17 protein-coding genes and 2 pseudogenes are annotated in these 19,493 nt (G+C 70.4%); 13 read left to right on the top strand and 6 right to left on the bottom strand.

Translation table 11 applies throughout. The annotated features are described in order from the left end of the window. The first annotated feature begins 191 nt into the window (after positions 1–191). The 4 genes and pseudogenes from Ade02nite_RS42775 to Ade02nite_RS50650 all read left to right on the top strand — a co-directional run. A complete protein-coding gene (locus tag Ade02nite_RS42775; RefSeq protein WP_203776649.1) occupies positions 192–866 on the top strand; it encodes a cysteine hydrolase family protein in 675 nt (224 codons plus the stop codon). Next, on the top strand, positions 863–1,618 hold the full coding sequence (locus tag Ade02nite_RS42770) for an FAD-dependent oxidoreductase (protein ID WP_239169458.1): 756 nt from the start codon (positions 863–865) through the stop codon (positions 1,616–1,618). Before Ade02nite_RS42775 ends, Ade02nite_RS42770 begins: the two co-directional genes overlap by 4 nt. After that, positions 1,615–2,157, top strand: coding sequence for a GNAT family N-acetyltransferase (locus tag Ade02nite_RS42765; protein WP_203776647.1), 543 nt, complete (start codon positions 1,615–1,617; stop codon positions 2,155–2,157). Before Ade02nite_RS42770 ends, Ade02nite_RS42765 begins: the two co-directional genes overlap by 4 nt. 174 nt (positions 2,158–2,331) lie before the next feature. Beyond that, a pseudogene (locus Ade02nite_RS50650) lies at positions 2,332–2,967 on the top strand (phosphatase PAP2 family protein); the annotation flags it as partial. 48 nt (positions 2,968–3,015) lie between these two features. Here Ade02nite_RS50650 and Ade02nite_RS42755 read toward each other — a convergent pair. After that, positions 3,016–3,551, bottom strand: a pseudogene (locus tag Ade02nite_RS42755) (response regulator transcription factor). A gap of 7 nt (positions 3,552–3,558) precedes the next feature. Then, the gene (locus tag Ade02nite_RS42750; protein WP_203776645.1) at positions 3,559–4,542 is read right to left on the bottom strand and encodes a sensor histidine kinase; all 984 of its coding nucleotides are present in this window, start codon (positions 4,540–4,542) and stop codon (positions 3,559–3,561) included. Positions 4,543–5,070: 528 nt separating this feature from the next. Here Ade02nite_RS42750 and Ade02nite_RS42745 point away from each other — a divergent pair. Together Ade02nite_RS42745 and Ade02nite_RS42740 are read left to right on the top strand one after the other, a co-directional pair. Further along, entirely contained in the window at positions 5,071–5,457 is a 387-nt protein-coding gene (locus Ade02nite_RS42745; RefSeq protein ID WP_203776643.1) for an NUDIX domain-containing protein, read from the top strand. 45 nt (positions 5,458–5,502) lie between these two features. Further along, a complete protein-coding gene (locus Ade02nite_RS42740) occupies positions 5,503–6,315 on the top strand; it encodes an Fpg/Nei family DNA glycosylase (RefSeq protein ID WP_203776641.1) in 813 nt (270 codons plus the stop codon). Here the strand turns inward: Ade02nite_RS42740 and Ade02nite_RS42735 are convergent. The 3 genes from Ade02nite_RS42735 to Ade02nite_RS42725 form a co-directional block, all read right to left on the bottom strand. Continuing rightward, positions 6,293–7,690: a polysaccharide deacetylase family protein gene (locus tag Ade02nite_RS42735; protein WP_239169457.1), complete on the bottom strand. Its 1,398-nt coding sequence runs from the start codon at positions 7,688–7,690 to the stop codon at positions 6,293–6,295. The genes Ade02nite_RS42740 and Ade02nite_RS42735 overlap by 23 nt on opposite strands. A 110-nt stretch (positions 7,691–7,800) precedes the next feature. Continuing rightward, positions 7,801–9,177, bottom strand: coding sequence for an FAD-dependent oxidoreductase (locus Ade02nite_RS42730; RefSeq protein WP_203776639.1), 1,377 nt, complete (start codon positions 9,175–9,177; stop codon positions 7,801–7,803). A 9-nt stretch (positions 9,178–9,186) separates the two neighbouring features. Next, positions 9,187–10,347: a carboxylate-amine ligase gene (locus Ade02nite_RS42725; RefSeq protein ID WP_203776631.1), complete on the bottom strand. Its 1,161-nt coding sequence runs from the start codon at positions 10,345–10,347 to the stop codon at positions 9,187–9,189. Positions 10,348–10,488: 141 nt separating this feature from the next. On the opposite strand from Ade02nite_RS42725, the gene Ade02nite_RS42720 reads away from it, so the two are divergent. The 3 genes from Ade02nite_RS42720 to Ade02nite_RS42710 all read left to right on the top strand — a co-directional run bounded on the left by Ade02nite_RS42720 (position 10,489) and on the right by Ade02nite_RS42710 (position 14,418). Next, the gene (locus tag Ade02nite_RS42720) at positions 10,489–11,859 is read left to right on the top strand and encodes a carbohydrate-binding protein (RefSeq protein WP_203776629.1); all 1,371 of its coding nucleotides are present in this window, start codon (positions 10,489–10,491) and stop codon (positions 11,857–11,859) included. A gap of 95 nt (positions 11,860–11,954) precedes the next feature. Continuing rightward, on the top strand, positions 11,955–13,208 hold the full coding sequence (locus tag Ade02nite_RS42715) for a chitinase (protein ID WP_203776627.1): 1,254 nt from the start codon (positions 11,955–11,957) through the stop codon (positions 13,206–13,208). A 19-nt stretch (positions 13,209–13,227) separates the two neighbouring features. Next, positions 13,228–14,418 (top strand): carbohydrate-binding protein, encoded by a 1,191-nt coding sequence (locus Ade02nite_RS42710; RefSeq protein ID WP_203776625.1) that lies wholly within the window; start codon positions 13,228–13,230, stop codon positions 14,416–14,418. Here the strand turns inward: Ade02nite_RS42710 and Ade02nite_RS42705 are convergent. Beyond that, positions 14,415–15,062 (bottom strand): DedA family protein, encoded by a 648-nt coding sequence (locus tag Ade02nite_RS42705; protein WP_203776617.1) that lies wholly within the window; start codon positions 15,060–15,062, stop codon positions 14,415–14,417. The two genes, Ade02nite_RS42710 and Ade02nite_RS42705, sit on opposite strands and share 4 nt — an antisense overlap. A gap of 78 nt (positions 15,063–15,140) precedes the next feature. On the opposite strand from Ade02nite_RS42705, the gene Ade02nite_RS42700 reads away from it, so the two are divergent. The 4 genes from Ade02nite_RS42700 to Ade02nite_RS42685 form a co-directional block, all read left to right on the top strand. Then, positions 15,141–16,787 carry an alpha-amylase family protein gene (locus Ade02nite_RS42700; RefSeq protein ID WP_203776615.1) on the top strand — a complete coding sequence of 549 codons (1,647 nt, stop codon included), beginning with the start codon at positions 15,141–15,143 and terminating at the stop codon, positions 16,785–16,787. 42 nt (positions 16,788–16,829) lie between these two features. Beyond that, on the top strand, positions 16,830–17,594 hold the full coding sequence (fabG, locus tag Ade02nite_RS42695) for a 3-oxoacyl-ACP reductase FabG (protein ID WP_203776591.1): 765 nt from the start codon (positions 16,830–16,832) through the stop codon (positions 17,592–17,594). Positions 17,595–17,636: 42 nt separating this feature from the next. Further along, a complete protein-coding gene (locus Ade02nite_RS42690; RefSeq protein WP_239169456.1) occupies positions 17,637–18,035 on the top strand; it encodes a hypothetical protein in 399 nt (132 codons plus the stop codon). A 2-nt stretch (positions 18,036–18,037) separates the two neighbouring features. Further along, on the top strand, positions 18,038–19,493 hold a 1,456-nt coding region (locus Ade02nite_RS42685), incomplete at its 3' end, for a glutathionylspermidine synthase family protein (protein ID WP_203776581.1).

Raw genomic sequence — 19,493 nt, 5'->3', positions numbered from 1 at the left:
GGGGGCGCACGCGGCAGCCGCGCCCGCCACTCCGGCCGAGGAGGCCAGATACACAGTGCCACCCGTGGCAGCGAGCACGGAGGCCATCACGAAGATCATCGATCGGCGCATGGCTCAGTATGAATACTGTTAACTTTGTTTGTAAATAGTTGCCCGCCCGTCCGATCGGGATCGTTCGATAGGTTCGCGCGATGGAGCGGAAGACGCACGCGTGGCGGATCGAGCAACGGGAGTACGACCGGCAGGAGTCGCGCCGGGGGCGGCGGCACGCGTACACGAGCCTCGTGCCCGGGCGGACGGCGCTGGTGGTCGTCGACATGGTGCCGTTCTTCGTCGAGGAGAACGAATACACGTACGGCATCGTCCCGAACATCTCGCGGCTCGCCGAGACGGTGCGGACGGCGGGCGGGACGGTGGCCTGGGTGCTCCCCGCCCGGACCGTGCCGACGCCGGTCGCCGAGGAGTTCTACGGGCCCGCGCAGGCCAAGGTGTTCGCCGAGAGCGGCGGCGACGGCCCGATCCGGTCCCGGCTGTGGCGCGAGTTCGAGGTGAGAGCCGGCGATCTGCTCGTGGAGAAGTCGGCGACCAGCGCGTTCTTCCCCGGTCGTTCCCCGCTGCCGGGGCTGCTTGAGGACCGCGGCATCGACACCGTCGTCATCACCGGCACCGTCACCAACGTCTGCTGCGAGGCGTCGGCGCGCGACGCCTCGACTCTCGGCTACCGGGTCGTGATGGTCGCCGACGCGAATTCCGCCCGCCGCGACGAGGACCACAACGCGACGCTCTACACGATCTACCGGACCTATGGCGACGTCCGCACGACCGAGGACGTGGCCGCCCTGCTGAGCGGAGCCGCGGACCGATGACGAAGGTGACTGTGCTCGGCGCCGGCGCCGCCGGACTCGCGGTGGCGGCCCAGCTCAAGGCGGCCGGCGTGGACTGCGCCGTCCTCGAGCGCGGGCCCGGGGTGGCGACCAGCTGGCGCGGCCGCGTGGTCGGCCCCGGCAACAGCGGCGCCGAGATCGCCACCGACCTGGCCGAGGGCGGCGCCGCGTCGGTGAGCCTGGCGATCCGCACCCCGCCGCACATCATCCGCCGCGAGACGGCGGGCTGGCCGGCCCAGATGAACGGCATCCTGCTGAGCCGCCTGCCGGAGCGCCTCTTCAACACGATGGCCGCCGCGGCGGCCCGCGCCGAGATGCCGGACCTGCGCCCGTACGGCATCGACCGCCCCTCGGAAGGCCTGAAGACCCGCCTGCGCACCAGCCGTTACGTGCCCCTGCAGGACGTCGGCATCGTCCGCGACATCATGGCGGGCCGGGTCCGCCCCGTCGCCGCCGTCCAAGCCTTCACCGAGACCTCGGTCCTCCTGGCCGACGGCACCACCGCACAGCCCGACGCGGTCATCGCGGCCACCGGCTACGGCACGGGCCTGCGCGATCTCTTCGACGACCCGTCCCTGATCGACGAGACCGGCGTGCCCCTGGTGCACGGCGGCGCGGCCGCCCGCCCGGGCCTCTACTTCATGGGGTACGACGTCACGCTGGGCGGCATGCTCCGCCAGGCCGCGATCGAGGCCCGGCGCGTCGCCCGCACCATCCGGAAGCACACCGCATGACAACAGTGCGAAGGTTCCGCGGTACGGACGCAGGCGTGCTGTGGGCGCTGAACGCGCTGCCGAACATCGGCGACACGGCCGACCCGACCGTCCCGATCCCCCTGCCACCGGCGGCCGCACCACCGGCCACCTTCCCCGACCTCGCCGACGTCGAGGAGACCTTCCTGGCGAAAGGCGGAGACTTCCTCGTCGCGGAACTGGACGGTCACGTGGTCGGCATGGGCGGCTACCGCCCGGACCCCGACGGCGGTGCCGAGGTCCTCCGAGTGCGGGTGCACCCGGCCACCCGGCGCCGCGGCATCGGCCGCGCCCTGATGACAGAGCTGGAGGAACGCGCGGCCGGCCACGGCCTGACGACGATGCGCCTGGACACCGCGACGAACCAGCCCGCGGCCATGGCGTTCTACGAGGGCCTGGGCTACCGCGAGGTCGGCCGCGAACGGCAGCCGGGGTGGACGTGGACGCTGGTGTACTACGTCAAGGCGCTCGCCGGCACACCTCAGCCGAGCCGGTCTCCCGCGTCCGGCGGCGGCACCTGAGGCAACACCCAGCCCCCGGTCGCCGTCATCGCAGCGATACCGCCCATTGATCTCTGCCACTACCTGCACACGACCGTGGTCTCTGCCCAGTGGTCAACCCTGACGATCGTCGGGGGCGGGCGGTTGCCGTTCGGCTCGGGTTTCCGGCCGCTTCCGTTCCTACGGTCGACCCCCATGAAACGAGAAACACGAGCAACCAGTGGGGCCGGCCGGCTGCCGGCTGCCGTCGGCGTCCTGGCAGCGGGCGCGGCGGCGGTCGCCTGGCTCTCTCCGGGCGGGTTGGGCCGGGCCGGGGCTGTGCAGGTTACCGACGGAGTCTCGGTGTCCGGGTACCGAGCGGTCATCGGGGCGGCGGCGGGCACACCGTCGTGGGTGGGCCCTGCGCTGGAGTGGGCGACCGAGGGCACTCCGGTGCTCCTGGGCGTGCTGCTGGTCGCGATGTGGTGGACGGCGATGCGCCGCCGTGATGGCCGCGGGGTCGCTAAGACCGTGCTGACCGGCATCGGCACCGTGGCGGCGTACGCGGTCAGTGAGGCGATGAAGGTTGTGGTGGACGAGGAACGACCGTGTCGTGCGCTGCGTACGGGGATCGAGGTGATCGCCGATTGTCCCGCTGGTGGGGACTGGTCGTTCCCGAGCAACCATGCCACCTTGGCGGCTGGGCTGGCCGTCGGGCCGGCGGTGTTGTGGCCGCGCCTTGCCGTGCTGACGTTGCCCCTGGCCGGGGCGGCCGCATTGCTGCGGGTGCTGGTGGGCGTGCACTACCCGCACGACGTTCTGGCCGGTGCGTCGCTCGGCGGCGCGGTGGTGGCGGCTGCTCTGCTGGGGCTCATGCCGCCGACCCAGCGGGTGGTGTCGTCATTGCTGAGCAGGTGGTGGCAGAGCGATGCCCGCTTCGTGGGCGACCACCGCGGCCGCGGCCCGGTTCTCCACGCCCAGCCTGGTCAGGATGGAGGTGACGTGCGCCTTGACAGTTCCTTCGACCACGTGCAGGCGCCGGGCTATCTGCCCGTTGGACACAGGTAGGCTGCGCCGTCGGCCACCGCGCGTACCCCGACGATCAGTTCCTCGGGCTCGCCGGATTTGATCAGAAAGCCGGCGGCGCCGCCGCCGAGTGCCTGCAGGATGTAGTCGTCCTCCCCGAACGTCGTCAGAATGATCACGCGGGTGGCCGGCACGGTCCTGCGGAGCTCCGCCATCGCGGCGATGCCGTTCATGCCGGGCATCCGGATGTCGAGGACGGCCACCGCGGGCCGGTGCCGCCGCGCCAGCTCGACGGCGTGCTGTCCGTCGCCCGCCTCCCCGATGACCTCGATGTCCGCAGCGGTGGTGAGAACCGCGCGCAGCCCGGCACGGATCATCGGTTCGTCGTCGGCGATCAGTACGCGGATCATCGGCGGCTCACGGGGTGACCGTGTCCCGGGACACCAGCACGTCGTCGCGGAAGCAGAGCCGGTACGCATCGCCGGAGCGGTCGTCGAAGCGGTCGGCCGTCATCGCGTAGTACTCGCACGTCACCCCGTCCTCAGTCGGTTCGGCGGCCGGCGGCCGGTAGCGCGTCTGCCTGCGCGGCAGGAAATGGTCCACCTCGGAACGATCCTGCCCGATGCGCAAGCGGGCGTAGGCGCCCGGGTCCAGGACCGCCTGTGACGCCGACAGCGTCTCCCAGCCCGCCAGAGCCCCGCTCAGCAGCCCACCGGTGACCAGCGGCACCATCACCGCGATGACAAGTGACCGGCCCACTCGCTGCCGGGCGCGGCGATGTTCTCGCGGCAGCGCCCGGTCGCTCCGGGGAGTCACCGGCGGTGCCATCGGGGTCCGCGGGATCCGCGCGGCAACGGCAAAGCCTCCATGGTTCGGGCCGTACTCGAAGGTGCCGCCGACCAGCCGCATCCGTTCGGCGAGACCGACCAGGCCGCGGCCGCCGGACTGGAATCGCACGCCGGCCGGCGACGGTGGGGGGCCGTTCTCCACCACGATCGTCGTCTCGGTGGCCGTGTGGGTCACGGAAATGGTCGCCGTCGCTCCGGGCGCGTGTTTGGCCACATTGGTCAGCGCCTCCTGCGCGACCCGGTGCATGGCCCGCTCAGCCATCGGCGGTAGATCGCCGGCCGCACCATCGATGTGCAACCTCACCGCCAGCCCCGATGCGCAAGCCGCGGCCGTCAGCGCCGCGAGATCGGGGCCGTCAACGTCCATGGGGGCGCCGTCGGTCTGCTCGCGCAAGACGCCGATCACCTCGCCGAGGCGTTCCACCGCGGCTCCGGCCCGGGCCCTGAGGTCCGCGGCGGCCTTGCGGTGGTGCTCCGCCAGGCCGGGCGCCAGTTTCAACGCGCCCGCGGACAACGCGATCAGGCTGAGGTCGTGACCGAGCAGGTCGTGCATGTCCTGGGCGATCCGCGCCCGTTCTCGCAGCCGAGCTTGCTCGGCGACCAGCCGCTGTTCACGCTGCGCCTGCTCGGCCCGCTCCCAGCCGGCCCGGACCAGATCCTGATACTGGCGCCAGGAACGCGGCGACCACGGCCGGCAACAACCACCACCCGCTCACCATGCCCAGACCGGCGAACACGACCGCCGCGGTCAGCAGAAATCCGGGTTCAACAGCCCGTACGGCGGCAGCCGTAGCCTTGATCGTCGCGCGCCTCACCGGAGCGACGGTACGGGTCGCCGTAACCGCCCGACACTGCCGAAAGACAAATCAGCGTGTTCGCCGCCGGGTCGCAGGCGCGGCCGTACGCCTGTGGATCGGGAGCGCACTGTGCCGCCGCCCTCCACCGATTGGACACGCGGCGCCCTCCGAGTCATCATCGCTGGCACCAAGGCCACCGAGACGGCCGGGCGCAGACAACTCGGCGAAAGATTGAGGGCTCGGTCGTGTCGATCCCCGCGGAAGGCTCTGTCAGGGCTCGCATCGTGGCCGCACTCCTGTGGGACGGCAACCGGGTGCTCCTCTGTCACCGGTCTCCCCGGCGCCGGTGGTATCCCGATGTCTGGGACCTGCCCGGCGGGCATGTGGAGCCCGGGGAACGGCCTGACGCGGCCCTTGCGAGAGAGCTGCGGGAGGAGCTGGGCATCGACATCGCGGCGCCGGCGGGGCCGCCGGTGCGGAGGGTGCAGGGCGACACGTTCGACATGCGAATCTGGCTGATCGAAGCGTGGGCGGGCGCTCCGGTCAACGTCGCGCCGGACGAGCACGATGCCATCGCGTGGTTCAGCCGAGACGCGCTCGGAGAGCTGTCCCTGGCTCACGACAGCTACCTCGCGATGTTCGACGAGGTCCTGTCCGGGCGCCGGGCCTGACGCTCGATGGCGTGAGCTCGGCGGGCGTGGGTACCGTTGGTCAACGTGCCAGAGGGACACACCATTCATCGCCTTGCCGCGCGGCATCGGGAGCTCTTCGCGGGCCAGGCTCTCCAGGTGGCGAGTCCGCAGGGGCGGTTCGCGGCGGGGGCCGCGGCCGTTGACGGCCGGCGGCTGACCGATACCGAGGCGTACGGGAAGCATCTGTTTCACCACTACGAGGGCGACCTGAGCGTGCATGTGCACCTCGGGCTGTACGGGAAGTTCGCCGACGGTGAGCTGCCCGTGCCGGAGCCCGTGGGGCAGTTGCGCATGCGCGTGGTGGGGGAGCGGCACTGGCTGGAGTTGCGCGGGCCGACGGCGTGTGAGGTGTTCGATCCGTTGCGGGCGCAGCGGCTGCGGGACCGGCTGGGTGCCGATCCGTTGCGGGACGACGCGGATCCGCTGGTGGCCTATGCGCGGGTCAGGACCAGCACCAAGCCGTTGTTCGCCCTGCTGCTGGATCAGTCGATCGTGGCGGGGTGCGGGCTCATCTACGCCAACGAGGTGCTTTTCCGGGCCGGGCTGGCGCCGACCACGCCGGGGCGGCTGGTGGGGGCGGAGCTCTGGGACGAGATCTGGACCGATCTGCGGGCGCTGATGAAGGAGGGCGTCGCGCGGGGGCGGATCGACACGGTGCACACCGAGCACACGCCGGAGGCGATGCAGCGTGCGCCACGCGTCGACCGGCACGGCGGTGAGGTGTACGTCTACCGCCGTCCCGGTCAGCCGTGTCTGGTCTGTGGCACGGCGGTGGCGCGGGGGCCGCTCGCCGGGCGCAACCTCTACTGGTGCCCTACGTGCCAGCCGGCGGGGTAGGGGTCGCCGAGGCCGGCGCCGCCGGGGTCTGCGTGGGGGTGGCGGCCGGTGGCGGGGTGGCCGTCTTGGGCAGGCCCAGGGTGAAGTTCGCCTTCAGCCACGGGAGCAGCTTCTCGTAGGCGACGATCGTGTCGGGCTGGCCGAAGTCGTGTGACAGCACGATCGCGCCGGGCTTCACGTTCTTTTGCACCTCGGCGACGACGCGGTCGACGTGCTGGGTGTCGGTCTCGTCCTTGGGGTGGTCCCAGTCGCGCGGGTCGACCTCCCAGTAGAGGGACGTCATCCCGGCGCTGCCGGCGACCGAGACGAGCCGGTCGGTGAAGTTGCCGCCGGGCGCGCGGAAGAACGGGATCTCGGCGCCGGGCACCGCGGCCTCGATGGCGGCGTTCGTACGGTCGAGATCGGCCTTGATCTTCTCGGGCTTGTCCTTACCGATGGTGAGGCTGTGGTCCCAGGTGTGGTTGCAGAGCGTGTGCCCCGCGTCGACGATCTGTCGCACGATCTCGGGGTGCTTCTTGACCTGCGAGCCGACGAGGCAGAAGACGGCCTTGACGTCGTGCTTGTCGAGCAGCGCGAGGATGCGCGGGGTCTGCACCGGGTCGGGGCCGTCGTCGAAGGTGAGCGAGACGGCCTGCGTGCCGGTGGTGCGCAGCGAGTTGCCGGGGCCGGCGCCGGGGACCTTCGGCGCGCTCTGCTCTTTTTGCTCGACGGGCGCGGCGCTGCTCGGGGCGACAGTGGGCGCCGCGGCCGTGGGATCGGGCGCTGCCGCCTCTTTGTTTCCGGTGGCCGGCCTGGTGTCGTTCGTGTCGCCTGTGCCGATCGGCTTGGACTTGGCGGGCTCGTCCTTCTCACCGGTCTTGGCGGGCGCCGGCTTCTTGTCGTCGTCGCTCTGCACGCCGACCACGGCCTGCGCGGCCGCGTTGACCGCGTCGACGCTGTCGCGGCGCTGCTCGGCCGGCATGGCCAGCAGCAGGATGCCGATCGCCACCAGGGAGGCGAGCAGTGCCTGCTGGCGGGCCTTGCCCATGAGCAGCCACGACTCGATCGGCAGGGTGCCGGGTGCGCGGTGGCTGCCGGTGGCCGGCGGGCGCTGCGCGGGCGGCCTCGCCACGGCGTGCCGGCCGCCACGGGTGGGGCGCTGACCGCGGGTGGCGCTGCGCGAGCGGGCCGGGGACGGTTCGTCGCCGACGAAGCTCACCACGGGCTTGCCGCGGCGGTAGCGCGTCTCGGAGCGTTCGGCGACCGCGACGGCGGTGGTGAGATTGTCCGATGTGTCCGGCGCTTCCGTGACGTCGGCCAGGGACTCCGGCCGATGATGCCGCCCGCCGATCGCTTGTCCGGCCGGGGTCGGATAACGAGGAGATTGCGGCGACATGGTGCATGCCTACCGTGCCGCAAGATCAAACGCGAGACCGGATCGGTGGTTGTCGCGCTACGCAGGGCGATATTGCCTGGTAGCAGGTTGTGAAGGCGAATACGGCGAAATCAGCCCGCGTGCACCGCGTCCGTCGCCTTTCGGGCGGCGATGAGCACCGGGTCCCACACCGGGGCGAAGGGCGGCGCGTAACTCAGGTCGAGCGCCGTCATCTCCTCGACGGTCATCTTGTTCCAGACCGCGAGCGCCAGCGCGTCGATCCGCTTCGCCGCCTCGGCGCGGCCGACGATCTGGGCGCCGAGGAGCAGCCCGGTGCGCCGCTCGGCGATCAGCTTGACCGTCATCGCGGAGGCGCCGGGGTAGTAGCCGGCCCGGCTGGTCGACTCCACGGTCGCGGTCACGAATTCGTACCCCGCCTGGCCGGCCTCGTGTGAGGTCAGGCCGGTGCGTGCCACCTCGAGGTCGCAGACCTTGGTGACCGCCGTGCCGATCACGCCGGGGAAGGTGGCGTAGCCGCCGCCGATGTTGATGCCGGCGACGCGGCCCTGCTTGTTGGCGTGGGTGCCGAGCGGCACGTGGACCGGCCGCCCGGTGATGAGATGACGCGTCTCGACGCAGTCGCCCGCCGCCCAGACGTTCTCCAGGCCCTCGACGCGCATCCGCAGATCGGTGCGCAGGCCGCCGGTCGGGCCGAGAGGGAGGCCGGCGTCGCGCGCGATCGACGTGTTCGGGCGCACGCCCAGGCCCATGACCACGATGTCGGCCGGCAGCGAGCCGCCCGGGGTGACCACCGCGCGCACCCGGCCGTCGGCGGTCTCGACGCCGTCGACGTGCGCGTTGGTGACGATCTCGATGCCGAGCCCGCTGATCGCCTCGCGCACCATCGCGCCGATCTCGGGGTCGACCGTCTTGCCCATCGGCTCGGGCGACTTCTCGAGCAGGGTGACCTGGAGGCCGCGCTGGATCATCGCCTCGGCCATCTCGACGCCGATGTAGCCGCCGCCGATCACGACCGCGCGGCGCGGATGCGGGCGCACGCCGGAGCCGTCGAGCCAGGCGTGGATGGCGTCGCCGTCCTCCAGGGTCTGCACGCCGAAGACGCCGGCGTCGCGCACGCGCGCCCAGTCCGGCACGACCGGGGACGCGCCCGCCGCGTACACCAGATGGTCGAAGCTCTCGCGGACCTCGCCGCCGTCCGCCAGGTCGCGCGCCACCACGAACCGCCGGTCGAGGTCGATGCCGACGACGTCGTGGCGCAGGCGCACGTCGATGCCGTTCTTGCGGTGCTCGGCGGGGCTGCGGGCGATCAGCGCGTCGCGGTCGTCGACGGCACCGCCGATCCAGTACGGGATGCCGCACGCCGAGTACGAGGTGAAGCGCCCGCGCTCGAAGACCACGATCTCCAGGTCGCCGGGGCCGATGCGCTTGCGCGCCTGAGACGCGGCGGACATGCCGGCCGCGTCGCCGCCGATGACGACGAGCTTCATCAGCCCAGCCTACTGACCTCCGCGGTCTCCCCGGGTGAGCTTCACCATGTGGTCCACCACATCGGCGACCGTGCCCTTCTGGGCCAGGATCGCCCGCTGCCGGGCGGCTCCGGTGCCGTGCGAGCGCAACCGTCCGAGCAGGACCGTCGCGGTCTCCAGGTCGCCGTGGCGTTCCAGTTCGGGCCGTACGTAGTCGAAGAGCTGCCGCATCAGCCGCCACGCGGGGCGCGGCTCGCGCGTGGCCATGTCGATGTTGACGCCCTCGAGCCCGTCGTGCGCGGCCCGCCAGTGCGCCGCCACGAGCAGCGGGTCGGGCACGTCCGGCGCGGGCCGGCCGTCGCGGACGTCCTTGAGCAGCGTGGCGACCAGGGCGCGGGCGAGCGCGGCGAGCAGCACCGCGTCGTCGGCGGTCGGCATCACGTCGCCCATCCGGATCTCGATGGTCGGGTAGTTCGCCGAGAGGCGGGCGTACCAGTAGAGCATGCCCTCGTCGAGCATGGCGCCGCTCGCCTCGAGGTCGGAGATGAGCGTCAGGTAGTGCTCGTGGGACTGCAGGTAGGGTGCGGGCCCGACGGTGGGCCAGCGCTCCCACATCATGTAGCGCCAGCTGGCGTAGCTGGTGTCGCGTCCCTTGAACAGCGGCGAGTTCACGGTCGCGGCCTGGAAGATCGGCAGCCAGGGGCGCAGGTGGTTGAGGACCTGCACGCCGGTCTCGTCGTCGGGGATGCTGACGTGCACGTGGGTGCCGCACATGCCGGCGCCGGGGGAGAGGTCGCCGAAGCGCTCCTGCATGCGGTGGTAGCGAGGGTTGTCGACGACGCGGATGTGCGGCCCCGCCGCCGGGCCCGTGCCCATGGCCAGCAGGCGGGCGCCGGCCCGCTCGGCGGCGGCCGCGACGCCGGCGCGCAGCCGGGTCAGCGCGTCGGACAGCGCGCCGAGCTCCAGCTGCGGCGGGCTGGCCACCTCGATCTGGCTACGCATGTATTCGTGCTGCACCGAGTCGCTGATCTCGTCGGGCAGAAGGTCGAAGACCTCCTCCACCGCCTCGACGGCGCGTGGCTCGACCGCGTCGACCAGGAGGTATTCCTCCTCCACGCCGAGCGTCAACAGGTCGTGAGCTTCGGCCTCCCGGGCCAGCTCAGGATCGATCGTGGTGCCGCCCGTGTCCATGCGCCACGGATTACCCGATCTTCCCGGCCGGGAAACGGTACCAACGGGCAATCGATGCCAGTCCATGTTGACAACACATTTGTCACAAGCGTGAAATCCGCTGAGAGCGCTCTCAACCCCCCCCTACGGAAGGCGCGTCCCATGAGATTTCGTGTCGTGACCGCGGGCGTCACCGCGGCGCTCGCGCTGGCCGCGTCGGCGGTCTTCGCGATGAACGCCGAGGCCGCCGTGCCCGCCGCACCGGCCGGCATGACCACCGTTTTCAGCGACGACTTCACCGGCGCCGCGGGCACCGGGCTCAATCGGTCCCACTGGCTCTACGCGACCGGCACCGGCTATCCCGGCGGCGCCGCCAACTGGGGCACCGGCGAGGTGGAGACGATGACCGACTCCACCGCCAACGTCTACCAGGACGGCAACGGCAACCTCGTGATCAAGCCGCTGCGGGACTCCGCCGGCCGCTGGACCTCCGGCCGGGTCGAGACCCAGCGCACCGACTTCGCCGCGCCGGCCGGCGGCAAGCTGCGCATCGAGGCCCGGCTCCAGCAGCCCAATGTCAGCGGCGCGGCCGCGGCCGGCTACTGGCCGGCGTTCTGGGCGCTCGGCGGGGCGGCCCGCCCGGTCGGCGCGACGAACTGGCCGGGCATCGGCGAGTGGGACATCATGGAGAACATCAACGGCCGCGAGTCCGTGTTCGCCGCGCTGCACTGCGGCACCAACCCGGGCGGCCCGTGCAACGAGACCACCGGCATCACCAGCGGCGAGCGCCCGTGCGGTGGCTGCAAGACCGGCTTCCACACGTACGCCATCGAATACGACCGGACCACGGCGAACGAGCAGCTGCGCTGGTACCTCGACGGCACCAACTACTTCACGTTCAGCAAGTCGCAGCTCGACGCGACGACCTGGAACAACGCCACCCAGCACGGGTTCTTCGTGATCCTCAACGTCGCGATGGGCGGCGGCTTCCCGGCGGCCTTCGGCGGCGGGCCGACCGCGTCCACCCAGCCCGGCGTGCCCATGGTCGTCGACTACGTGGCGGTCTATCAGTCCGCCGGTGGCACGACGCCGCCGACCACGCCGCCCACCACGCCGCCGGCCGGCACCCGGGACGCCTTCTCGCGGATCGAGGCGGAGTCGTACAACGCGGCGGCGGGCGTGCAGGTCGAGACCTGCTCCGAGGGCGGTCAGGACGTCGGCTACATCGCCAACGGTGACTGGCTCCAGTTCAACAACGTCAACTTCGGGTCCGGCGGGGTGCGCGACTTCGTCGCCCGGGTCGCCTCCGGCGCGGGGTCCGGGGTCAGCGGCCTGGTGGAGGTGCGCCTCGACAGCCGCTCGAACGCGCCGATCGGCAGCTTCGCGCTCGGCAGCACGGGCGGCTGGCAGACGTGGCAGTCGATACCGGGCAACGTCTCGGCCGTGACCGGCACGCACACCGTCTACGTCACCTTCACCAGCGGGCAGCCGGCCGACTTCGTCAACCTCAACTGGCTCCAGTTCCGCAAGTAGCCGATCGACAGATTTAAGAATATTTAAGGTGTCCTCCCTCTGGACTGATCTGTTAACAGTCCTTAATGATTAACGGACATGAAGGAGGGAGGGCCATGAAGCGCTCCAGATCTGTCGTCATGGCTACCGTTGCCGCGCTGGTCGCGGGCGGGGCGGCCACATACTTCACGAGCACGGCGTCCGCCGCCGCGGCGTGCGCGCCGGCGTGGAGCTCGACCGCCGTCTACGTCGGCGGCAACACGGCTTCGCAGAACGGGCACAACTACAGCGCCAAGTGGTGGACCCAGAGCGAGTCCCCCGCCACGCACAGCGGCCAGTGGGACGTTTGGGCCGACCAAGGGGTCTGCGGTGGCGGGACAACCCCGACAACGCCACCCACCACGCCACCCACGACGCCCCCGACCACGCCTCCGACGACGCCTCCCACGACGAACCCGCCTGCCAACGGCGCCCTCCCGGCGCACTTCCTCACCGGCTACTGGCAGAACTTCGACAACGGGGCGGCCCCGCTCAAGCTCGCGGCGGTGCCCACCGCGTACGACCTGATCGCGGTCGCCTTCGCGGACGCGACCTCGACGCCGGGCGCCGTCTCCTTCACCCTCGACCCGGGCCTGGCGAGCGCCGTCGGCGGCTACACCGACGCGCAGTTCAAGGCCGACATCGCCACCCTGCACTCGCGGGGCAAGAAGGTCATCATCTCGGTCGGCGGCGAGAAGGGCACGGTCAGCGTCGCGAGCGCCGCCGCGGCCACCAACTTCGCCGACTCCGTCCACTCGCTGATGACGACGTACGGCTTCGACGGCGTCGACATCGACCTGGAGAACGGGCTCAACGCCACCTACATGGCCCAGGCGCTGCGCAGCCTCCGGGCCAAGGCCGGCAGCAACCTCATCATCACGATGGCGCCGCAGACCATCGACATGCAGAGCACCGGCTCGTCGTACTTCGCGCTGGCGCTGTCCATCAAGGACATCCTCACCGTGGTGCACACCCAGTACTACAACTCGGGCTCGATGCTCGGCTGCGACCAGAACGCCGCGTACAGCCAGGGCACGGTGAACTTCCTGACCGCGCTGGCCTGCATCCAGACCCAGAACGGCCTGCGCCCCGACCAGGTCGCGCTCGGCCTGCCGGCGAGCACCCGGGCCGCCGGCGGCGGCTACGTCGCGCCCTCGGTGGTCAACGCCGCGCTCGACTGCCTGGCCCGCGGCACCAACTGCGGCAGCTTCAAGCCCCCGGCGACCTATCCGGGCATCCGCGGCGCGATGACCTGGTCCATCAACTGGGACGTCACCAACGGCAACGGCTTCGCCAACACCGTGAAACCCCACCTCTCCACCCTCCCCTGATCCCCAGGAGCACCCCCTCATGAAGAAGATCCTCATCCTGGGCTCGGTCGCCCTGGCCGCCACGGCCGCCGCGATCCTGCCCATGGCGACCTCGAACGCGGCCGTCGCCTGCGCGCCGGCGTGGTCCTCGAGCGCCACCTACGTCAAGGACAACGTCGCCTCGCAGAACGGGCACAACTACACCGCCAAGTGGTGGACGCAGAACGAGTCCCCCGCCACCCACAGCGGCCAGTGGGACGTCTGGGCCGACCAGGGCGTCTGCGGCGGCACGACCACGCCGACCACGCCGCCGACCACGCCGCCGACCACGCCGCCGACGACTCCGCCGGCCACCGGCACGAAGATGGCCGCCGCGCCGTACATCTATCCCGGCTGGGGCAACCCGCCGGCGCCGTCGACCGTGGTCAACGCGACCGGCATCAAGGCGTTCACGATGGCCTTCGTGCTCGCCAGTAACGGCTGCAACCCGGCGTGGGACGGCGAGACCGGCCTGACCGGCGGCGTGCACGCCAGCACGATCGCGGCGATCCGTGCGGCCGGCGCCGACGTCGTCCCGTCGATCGGCGGCTGGAGCGGCAACAAGCTCGGCCCGAACTGCTCGACGCCCGAGGCGCTCGCCGGCGCGTACCAGAAGGTGATCGACGCCTTCCAGCTCAAGTCGATCGACATCGACATCGAGAACTCCGACGAGTTCGAGAACACGGTCGTGCAGGACCGCATCCTCGGCGCCCTGAAGATCGTCAAGCAGAAGAACCCGTCGGTGAAGACCATCCTCACCTTCGGCACGACGACGACCGGCCCGAACTACTACGGCACCCGGCTCGTGCAGCAGGCCAAGGCGCTCGGCGCGAACATCGACATCTTCACCCAGATGCCGTTCGACTTCGGCGCCAGTGACATCTACACCGCGACGGTCAACACGTCCGAGGGCCTGAAGAACCTGCTGAAGACGACGTTCGGCTACACCGACGCGCAGGCGTACTCGCACATGGGCATCTCGGGCATGAACGGCCTCTCCGACCAGCAGGAGCTGACCACCGTCGAGACGTGGACCCGGATCCGCGACTACGCGCGCAACAACGGCCTGGCCCGCTTCACCTTCTGGGCGGTCAACCGGGACCGGGGCTGCGCGGGCGGCGGCGTCGTCTCGAACTGCTCCGGCATCGCGCAGGCCGACTGGGCCTTCACCAAGGTGAGCGCGGGCTTCTAGCGGCGCACCGGCGCGCGGTCGCTCTGGCGGGCGGCCGCGCGCCTCCTTTTCTTGACCTTCTTGACGATCCAGCTGCCGACGGCGAAGGCGATCGCCGCCCAGATGACGTAGTCGAACCAGTGCGCGTACTTCTCGAGGTCTTGGTATTGCGAGCCGAGCAGGTAGCCGCCGCCGATGAAGATCGAGTTCCAGACGCCGCTGCCGATCGCGGTGAACAGCGTGAACATGCCCAGGTGCATCTTGTTGGCGCCGGCCGGGATGGACACCAGGCTGCGCACCACCGGAGCGCAGCGGCCGAGCAGCACGGCGGCCTTCTCGTGCTTCTCGAACCAGCGGTCGGCGGTGTTCAGGTCGTCGGCGTCGACCAGCGGGATCCTGTCGAGCCAGCGGCGCAGCCGCTCCTCGCCGAGCGCGTAGCCGAGCCAGTAGAGGGCCAGCGCGCCGAGCACGGAGCCGGCCGTGGCGGCGAAGAGCACCAGCGCGAAGTTGACCCGGCCCTCGCTGGCCAGGTAGCCCGCCAGGGACAGCACGATCTCGCTCGGGATGGGTGGGATCAGGTTCTCGAGGGCCACCAACAGGCCCACACCGAGTTCACCGAGTGATTCGATGACAGAGGTCACCCACGCAGTCAGTCCGCCGCCCATCCGATGTTTCTACCCAACGAACCTGCGTCGAACCTGAGTGTCGTTTGGCGGCCCGTTACGGAGGTGAAGAAGAGAGGCATGACCGACCGGTGGTACGAAAAGGCCGTCATCTACTGCCTCGACATCGACACCTTCGCCGACTCGGACGGCGACGGCTGCGGCGACATCCGCGGCCTCATCGGGCGCCTCGACTATCTGGCCCGGCTGGGCGTCACCTGCCTGTGGCTCAACCCGATCCACCCGTCGCCGAACCGGGACGACGGCTACGACGTGTCCGACTTCTACAACGTCGATCCGCGCTTCGGCAATCTGGGCGACTTCGCCGAGCTGCTGCACCAGGCCGGCAATCTCGGCATCAAAGTAATCATCGACCTGGTCGTGAACCACACGTCCGACCAGCACCCCTGGTTCCAGTCGGCGCGATCGTCGCCGGACTCGCCGTACCGCAACTGGTATGTCTGGTCGGAGACCGCGCCGGACGACCGCCGGCAGGGCATGGTCTTCCCGGGCGAGCAGGACGAGACCTGGACGTACGACCGCACCGCGAAGCTCTGGTACTACCACCGGTTCTACAAGTTCCAGCCGGACCTCGACATCCGCAATCCCGAGGTCCGCGAGGAGATCAAGAAGATCTGCGCGTTCTGGCTGCAGCTCGGCGTCGCCGGGTTCCGGATGGACGCGGTGCCGTTCATCATCGAGGAGACCGAGCCGGGCAACCCCAACTCGCCCAAGGACATGGACTTCCTGACCGAGCTGCGGCAGTACGTGCAGTGGCGCAAGGGCGACGCGGTGCTGCTGGCCGAGGCGAACGTCGAGCCCGACCAGCTCAAGCACTTCTTCGGCGACGCGGGCGGCTCGGCCAACCGCATCCACATGCTCTTCGACTTCATGCTCAACACCCGGATGATCCTCGCCCTGGCCCGGGAGAGCGCCGAGCCGATCATCGACGGCCTGCGGGACACCCCACAGCTGCCGGAGGGTGGGCAGTGGGCCACCTTCCTGCGCAACCACGACGAGATCGACCTCTCGCGGCTCACCGCCGAGCAGCGCAACGAGGTGTTCGAGCGGTTCGGGCCGGACGAGAACATGCAGCTGTACGGGCGGGGCATCCGGCGGCGGCTGGCCCCGATGCTGGGCAACGACCGGCGGCGCATCGAGCTCGCGTACGCCCTGCAGTTCAGCCTGCGCGGCACGCCGGTGCTGCGCTACGGCGAGGAGATCGGCATGGGCGAGGACCTGGCGCTCGAGGGCCGCAACTCGATCCGTACGCCGATGCAGTGGTCCGGGTTGCCCAACGGCGGCTTCTCCAAGGCCGGCGCCGGCGATCTCGTGCGCCCGGTCGTCTCGGGCGGCGAGTTCGGCTTCGAGAAGGTCAACGTGACCCTCCAGCGGCACGACCCCAACTCGCTGCTGTCGTGGTTCGAGCGGATGATCCGGACACTGCGGGAGGCACCCGAGGTCGGCGCCGGCTCGTCCAAGCACGTCGACGTGCCCGTGCCTACGAACGTCCTGGTGCACCGCGCCGACGACGGCACCGGCACGATGGTCTTCGTGCACAACCTCGGGCCGCAGGCGGCGACCGTCGACCTGAGCACGCTCTACCCGGAGGCGGAGATGCCGAACGACGTGCTCGCCGATCAGGAGTACTCGGACCTGGGCAAGTGTGACAAGGTCGACGTGGCCGGTTACGGATATCGCTGGATCCGGCTCAAGAGGACCGCCTGACGCGGGTTAAAGTGCACTCCTAGTGCAAATAGAGGAGGCCGTATGTCGCAGTCCGCTCCCACCCGTACCGCCGTCGTCACCGGCGCCGCCCGCGGCATCGGCGAGGCGACCGCCCGCCGACTCGCCGCCGACGGGCTGGCCGTCGCGGTCGTCGACCTCGACGAGGGCGCCTGCGCCAACACGGTGACCGCCATCCACGACGCCGGCGGCACCGCCCTCGCCGTCGGCGCCGACGTCTCCGACCCGGCCCAGGTCACCGCCGCCGTGGAAAAGGTCGTGGCCGAGCTCGGCCCGCCGACCGTGCTGGTCAACAACGCCGGCGTGCTCCGCGACAACCTGCTGTTCAAGATGACCGACGACGACTGGGAGACCGTGATGGCGGTCCACCTGCGCGGCGCGTTCCTGTTCAGCCGCGCGGTGCAGAAGCACATGGTCGACGCCGGCTGGGGCCGCATCGTCAGCCTCTCCAGCACCTCCGCGCTCGGCAACCGCGGCCAGGCCAACTACGCCGCGGCCAAGGCGGGCCTCCAGGGCTTCACCAAGACGCTCGCCATCGAGCTGGGCCGCTTCGGCATCACCGCCAACGCGGTGGCGCCCGGCTTCATCGTCACCGACATGACCGCCGCCACCGCGGCCCGCGTCGGCGTCGATTTCGACCAGTTCGAGAAGGCCGCCGTCGCGCAGATTCCCGTAGGCCGGGCGGGTCGTCCCGAGGACGTGGCGAACACCGTATCCTTCCTCGTCAGTGAGGGTGCCGGCTTCGTCTCGGGGCAGGTCATCTACGTCGCCGGCGGCCCGCGCGCATAGATCATTGCTGAGAGGCGCTACAAAAGAACTATGAACCGACGCATGGCTTCCCGCAGCGTCTCGCTGACGAGCACCTTCCTGCTTCTGGCGGCGGGCGGTGCGGCGGCGTGCGACAACGACGACGATTACCAGGACGCGGGCTTCTACTGCGCCGACGCGAACGGCGTCGTCGTCGACGAGGACTACTGCGACGACGACCGTTCGTACGGCGGCAGCGTGGTGCCGTTCTTCATCTGGTACTCGGCCGCCTACACGCCGGGCTACCCGGTCGGCTACCGGCTGCCGGCCGGCGGCAACAAGTTCGCGTACAACGACAGGGCGGCGCGGCAGTCGTTCGGCCTGCCGGCCACCGGCAAGATCGGCAACGGCACGATCAAGACCAGCGTGGTCGGCAAGGGCGGCGCCGCCAAGGGCTCCAGCTCGAGCAAGTCGGGCGGCTGAGCGTGCGCCGTGTTCCCTACGGCCCGGTGCGCGAGGGCTGGCAGCTCACCAACTTCAGCCTCGGGCTGACCTACAACGACACCGAACTGCCGGACGGGACGATGATCTCGTACTGGCAGGAGGGTCCCTTCTACGACTTCACGGCCGCCGAGATCGAGGAGCTCGAGGCGGCCACGTCGACGCTGCACGCGATGTGCCTCGAGGCCGGCGACTGGATCGTCAAGCGCTGCCCGCGGCACACCGTGCAGGGCCGCAAGGAGGGCTATTTCGCCTCGATCTGCAACCCCGAGACGTGCTTCCTCGCCAAGATCGGCGTGCCGGAGTTCGCCCACGAGCAGATCATCCGTACGTGGTTCGACGGCGACGCCGAGACGTGGACCCACTACGACAAAGACCCCGACATGCGGCTGCCCATGGAGACGCCCGACTACTCGCCGAGCGTCTACGGGCGGTTCGACCTCTGGTACAACGGCGCCGGCAGCACGCCCAAGCTGCTCGAGTTCAACGCGCAGACGCCCACCGCGCTGGTGGAGAGCGCCGTCATCCAGTGGCACTGGATGGACCAGACCGGCGTCACCCAGCACCCGTGGCGGCAGTGGAACTCGATCCACGACCGCCTGGTCGGCTGGCCCGCGTCGCTGGACGAGCCGGCCAACCCGGGCGCCTGGCGCCGCAACATCGACAAGCTGCGCGAGGCCCGCACGTGGCTGCCCGAGAAGCCGAAGATCTTCTTCGCGTACGAGACGTCCGAGACCTCCGGCGAGGACCGGATGAACGTGGCGTACCTGATGGCGACCGCCGAGGAGGCCGGCTATCCGGTCGAGCTGATCGCGATGAGCCAGATCGGCTGGGACGTGGCCGGCGACCGGGTGGTCTTCGTGCCGTCACCGGGCCAGGAGCACAAGGCCGAGCCGATCGACATCATCTTCATGCTCTACCCGTGGGAATGGTTCTGGACCGAGGAGGGTGGCAAGGCCTTCTTCCGCAACATGGCCGACCCGACCAAGCACGGCACGGTCTGGATCGAGCCGCCCTACACCGCGGCGCTGCTCGGCAACAAGGCGATCCTGCCGGTGCTGTGGATGCTCTTCGGCGACGATCCGGAACGCGGCAAGTACCTGCTGCCGGCCTACTTCGCCGACTCCACGAAGGCCAAGACGCTGACCAGCTACGCCAAGAAGCCCGTCTGGGGCCGCGAGGGCGGTTCGGTCACGATCGTGCGTGACGGGGTGACGATCAGCGACAACCCTTCCGAGTACGGGGTTGACGGGCGCTACGTGGTGCAGCAGCTCTGCGAGCTGCCCTCGTTCGAGAGCCTGGAGGGCACGGTCCACCCGGTGATCGGCTCGTGGCTGATCGACGGGGAGCCGGCCGGCATGGGCATCCGCGAGGGGCTCGGCGACGACGGCCTGGTCACCAAGGACCGGTGCTACTTCGTCCCGCACACCGTCGAGTCGT

Source organism: Paractinoplanes deccanensis, from assembly GCF_016862115.1.
In the GTDB taxonomy this organism is placed as follows: Bacteria; Actinomycetota; Actinomycetes; order Mycobacteriales; family Micromonosporaceae; genus Actinoplanes; species Actinoplanes deccanensis.
Note: the sequence above shows the minus strand (reverse complement) of the source record. Positions and strands in the feature narration are given on the sequence as shown.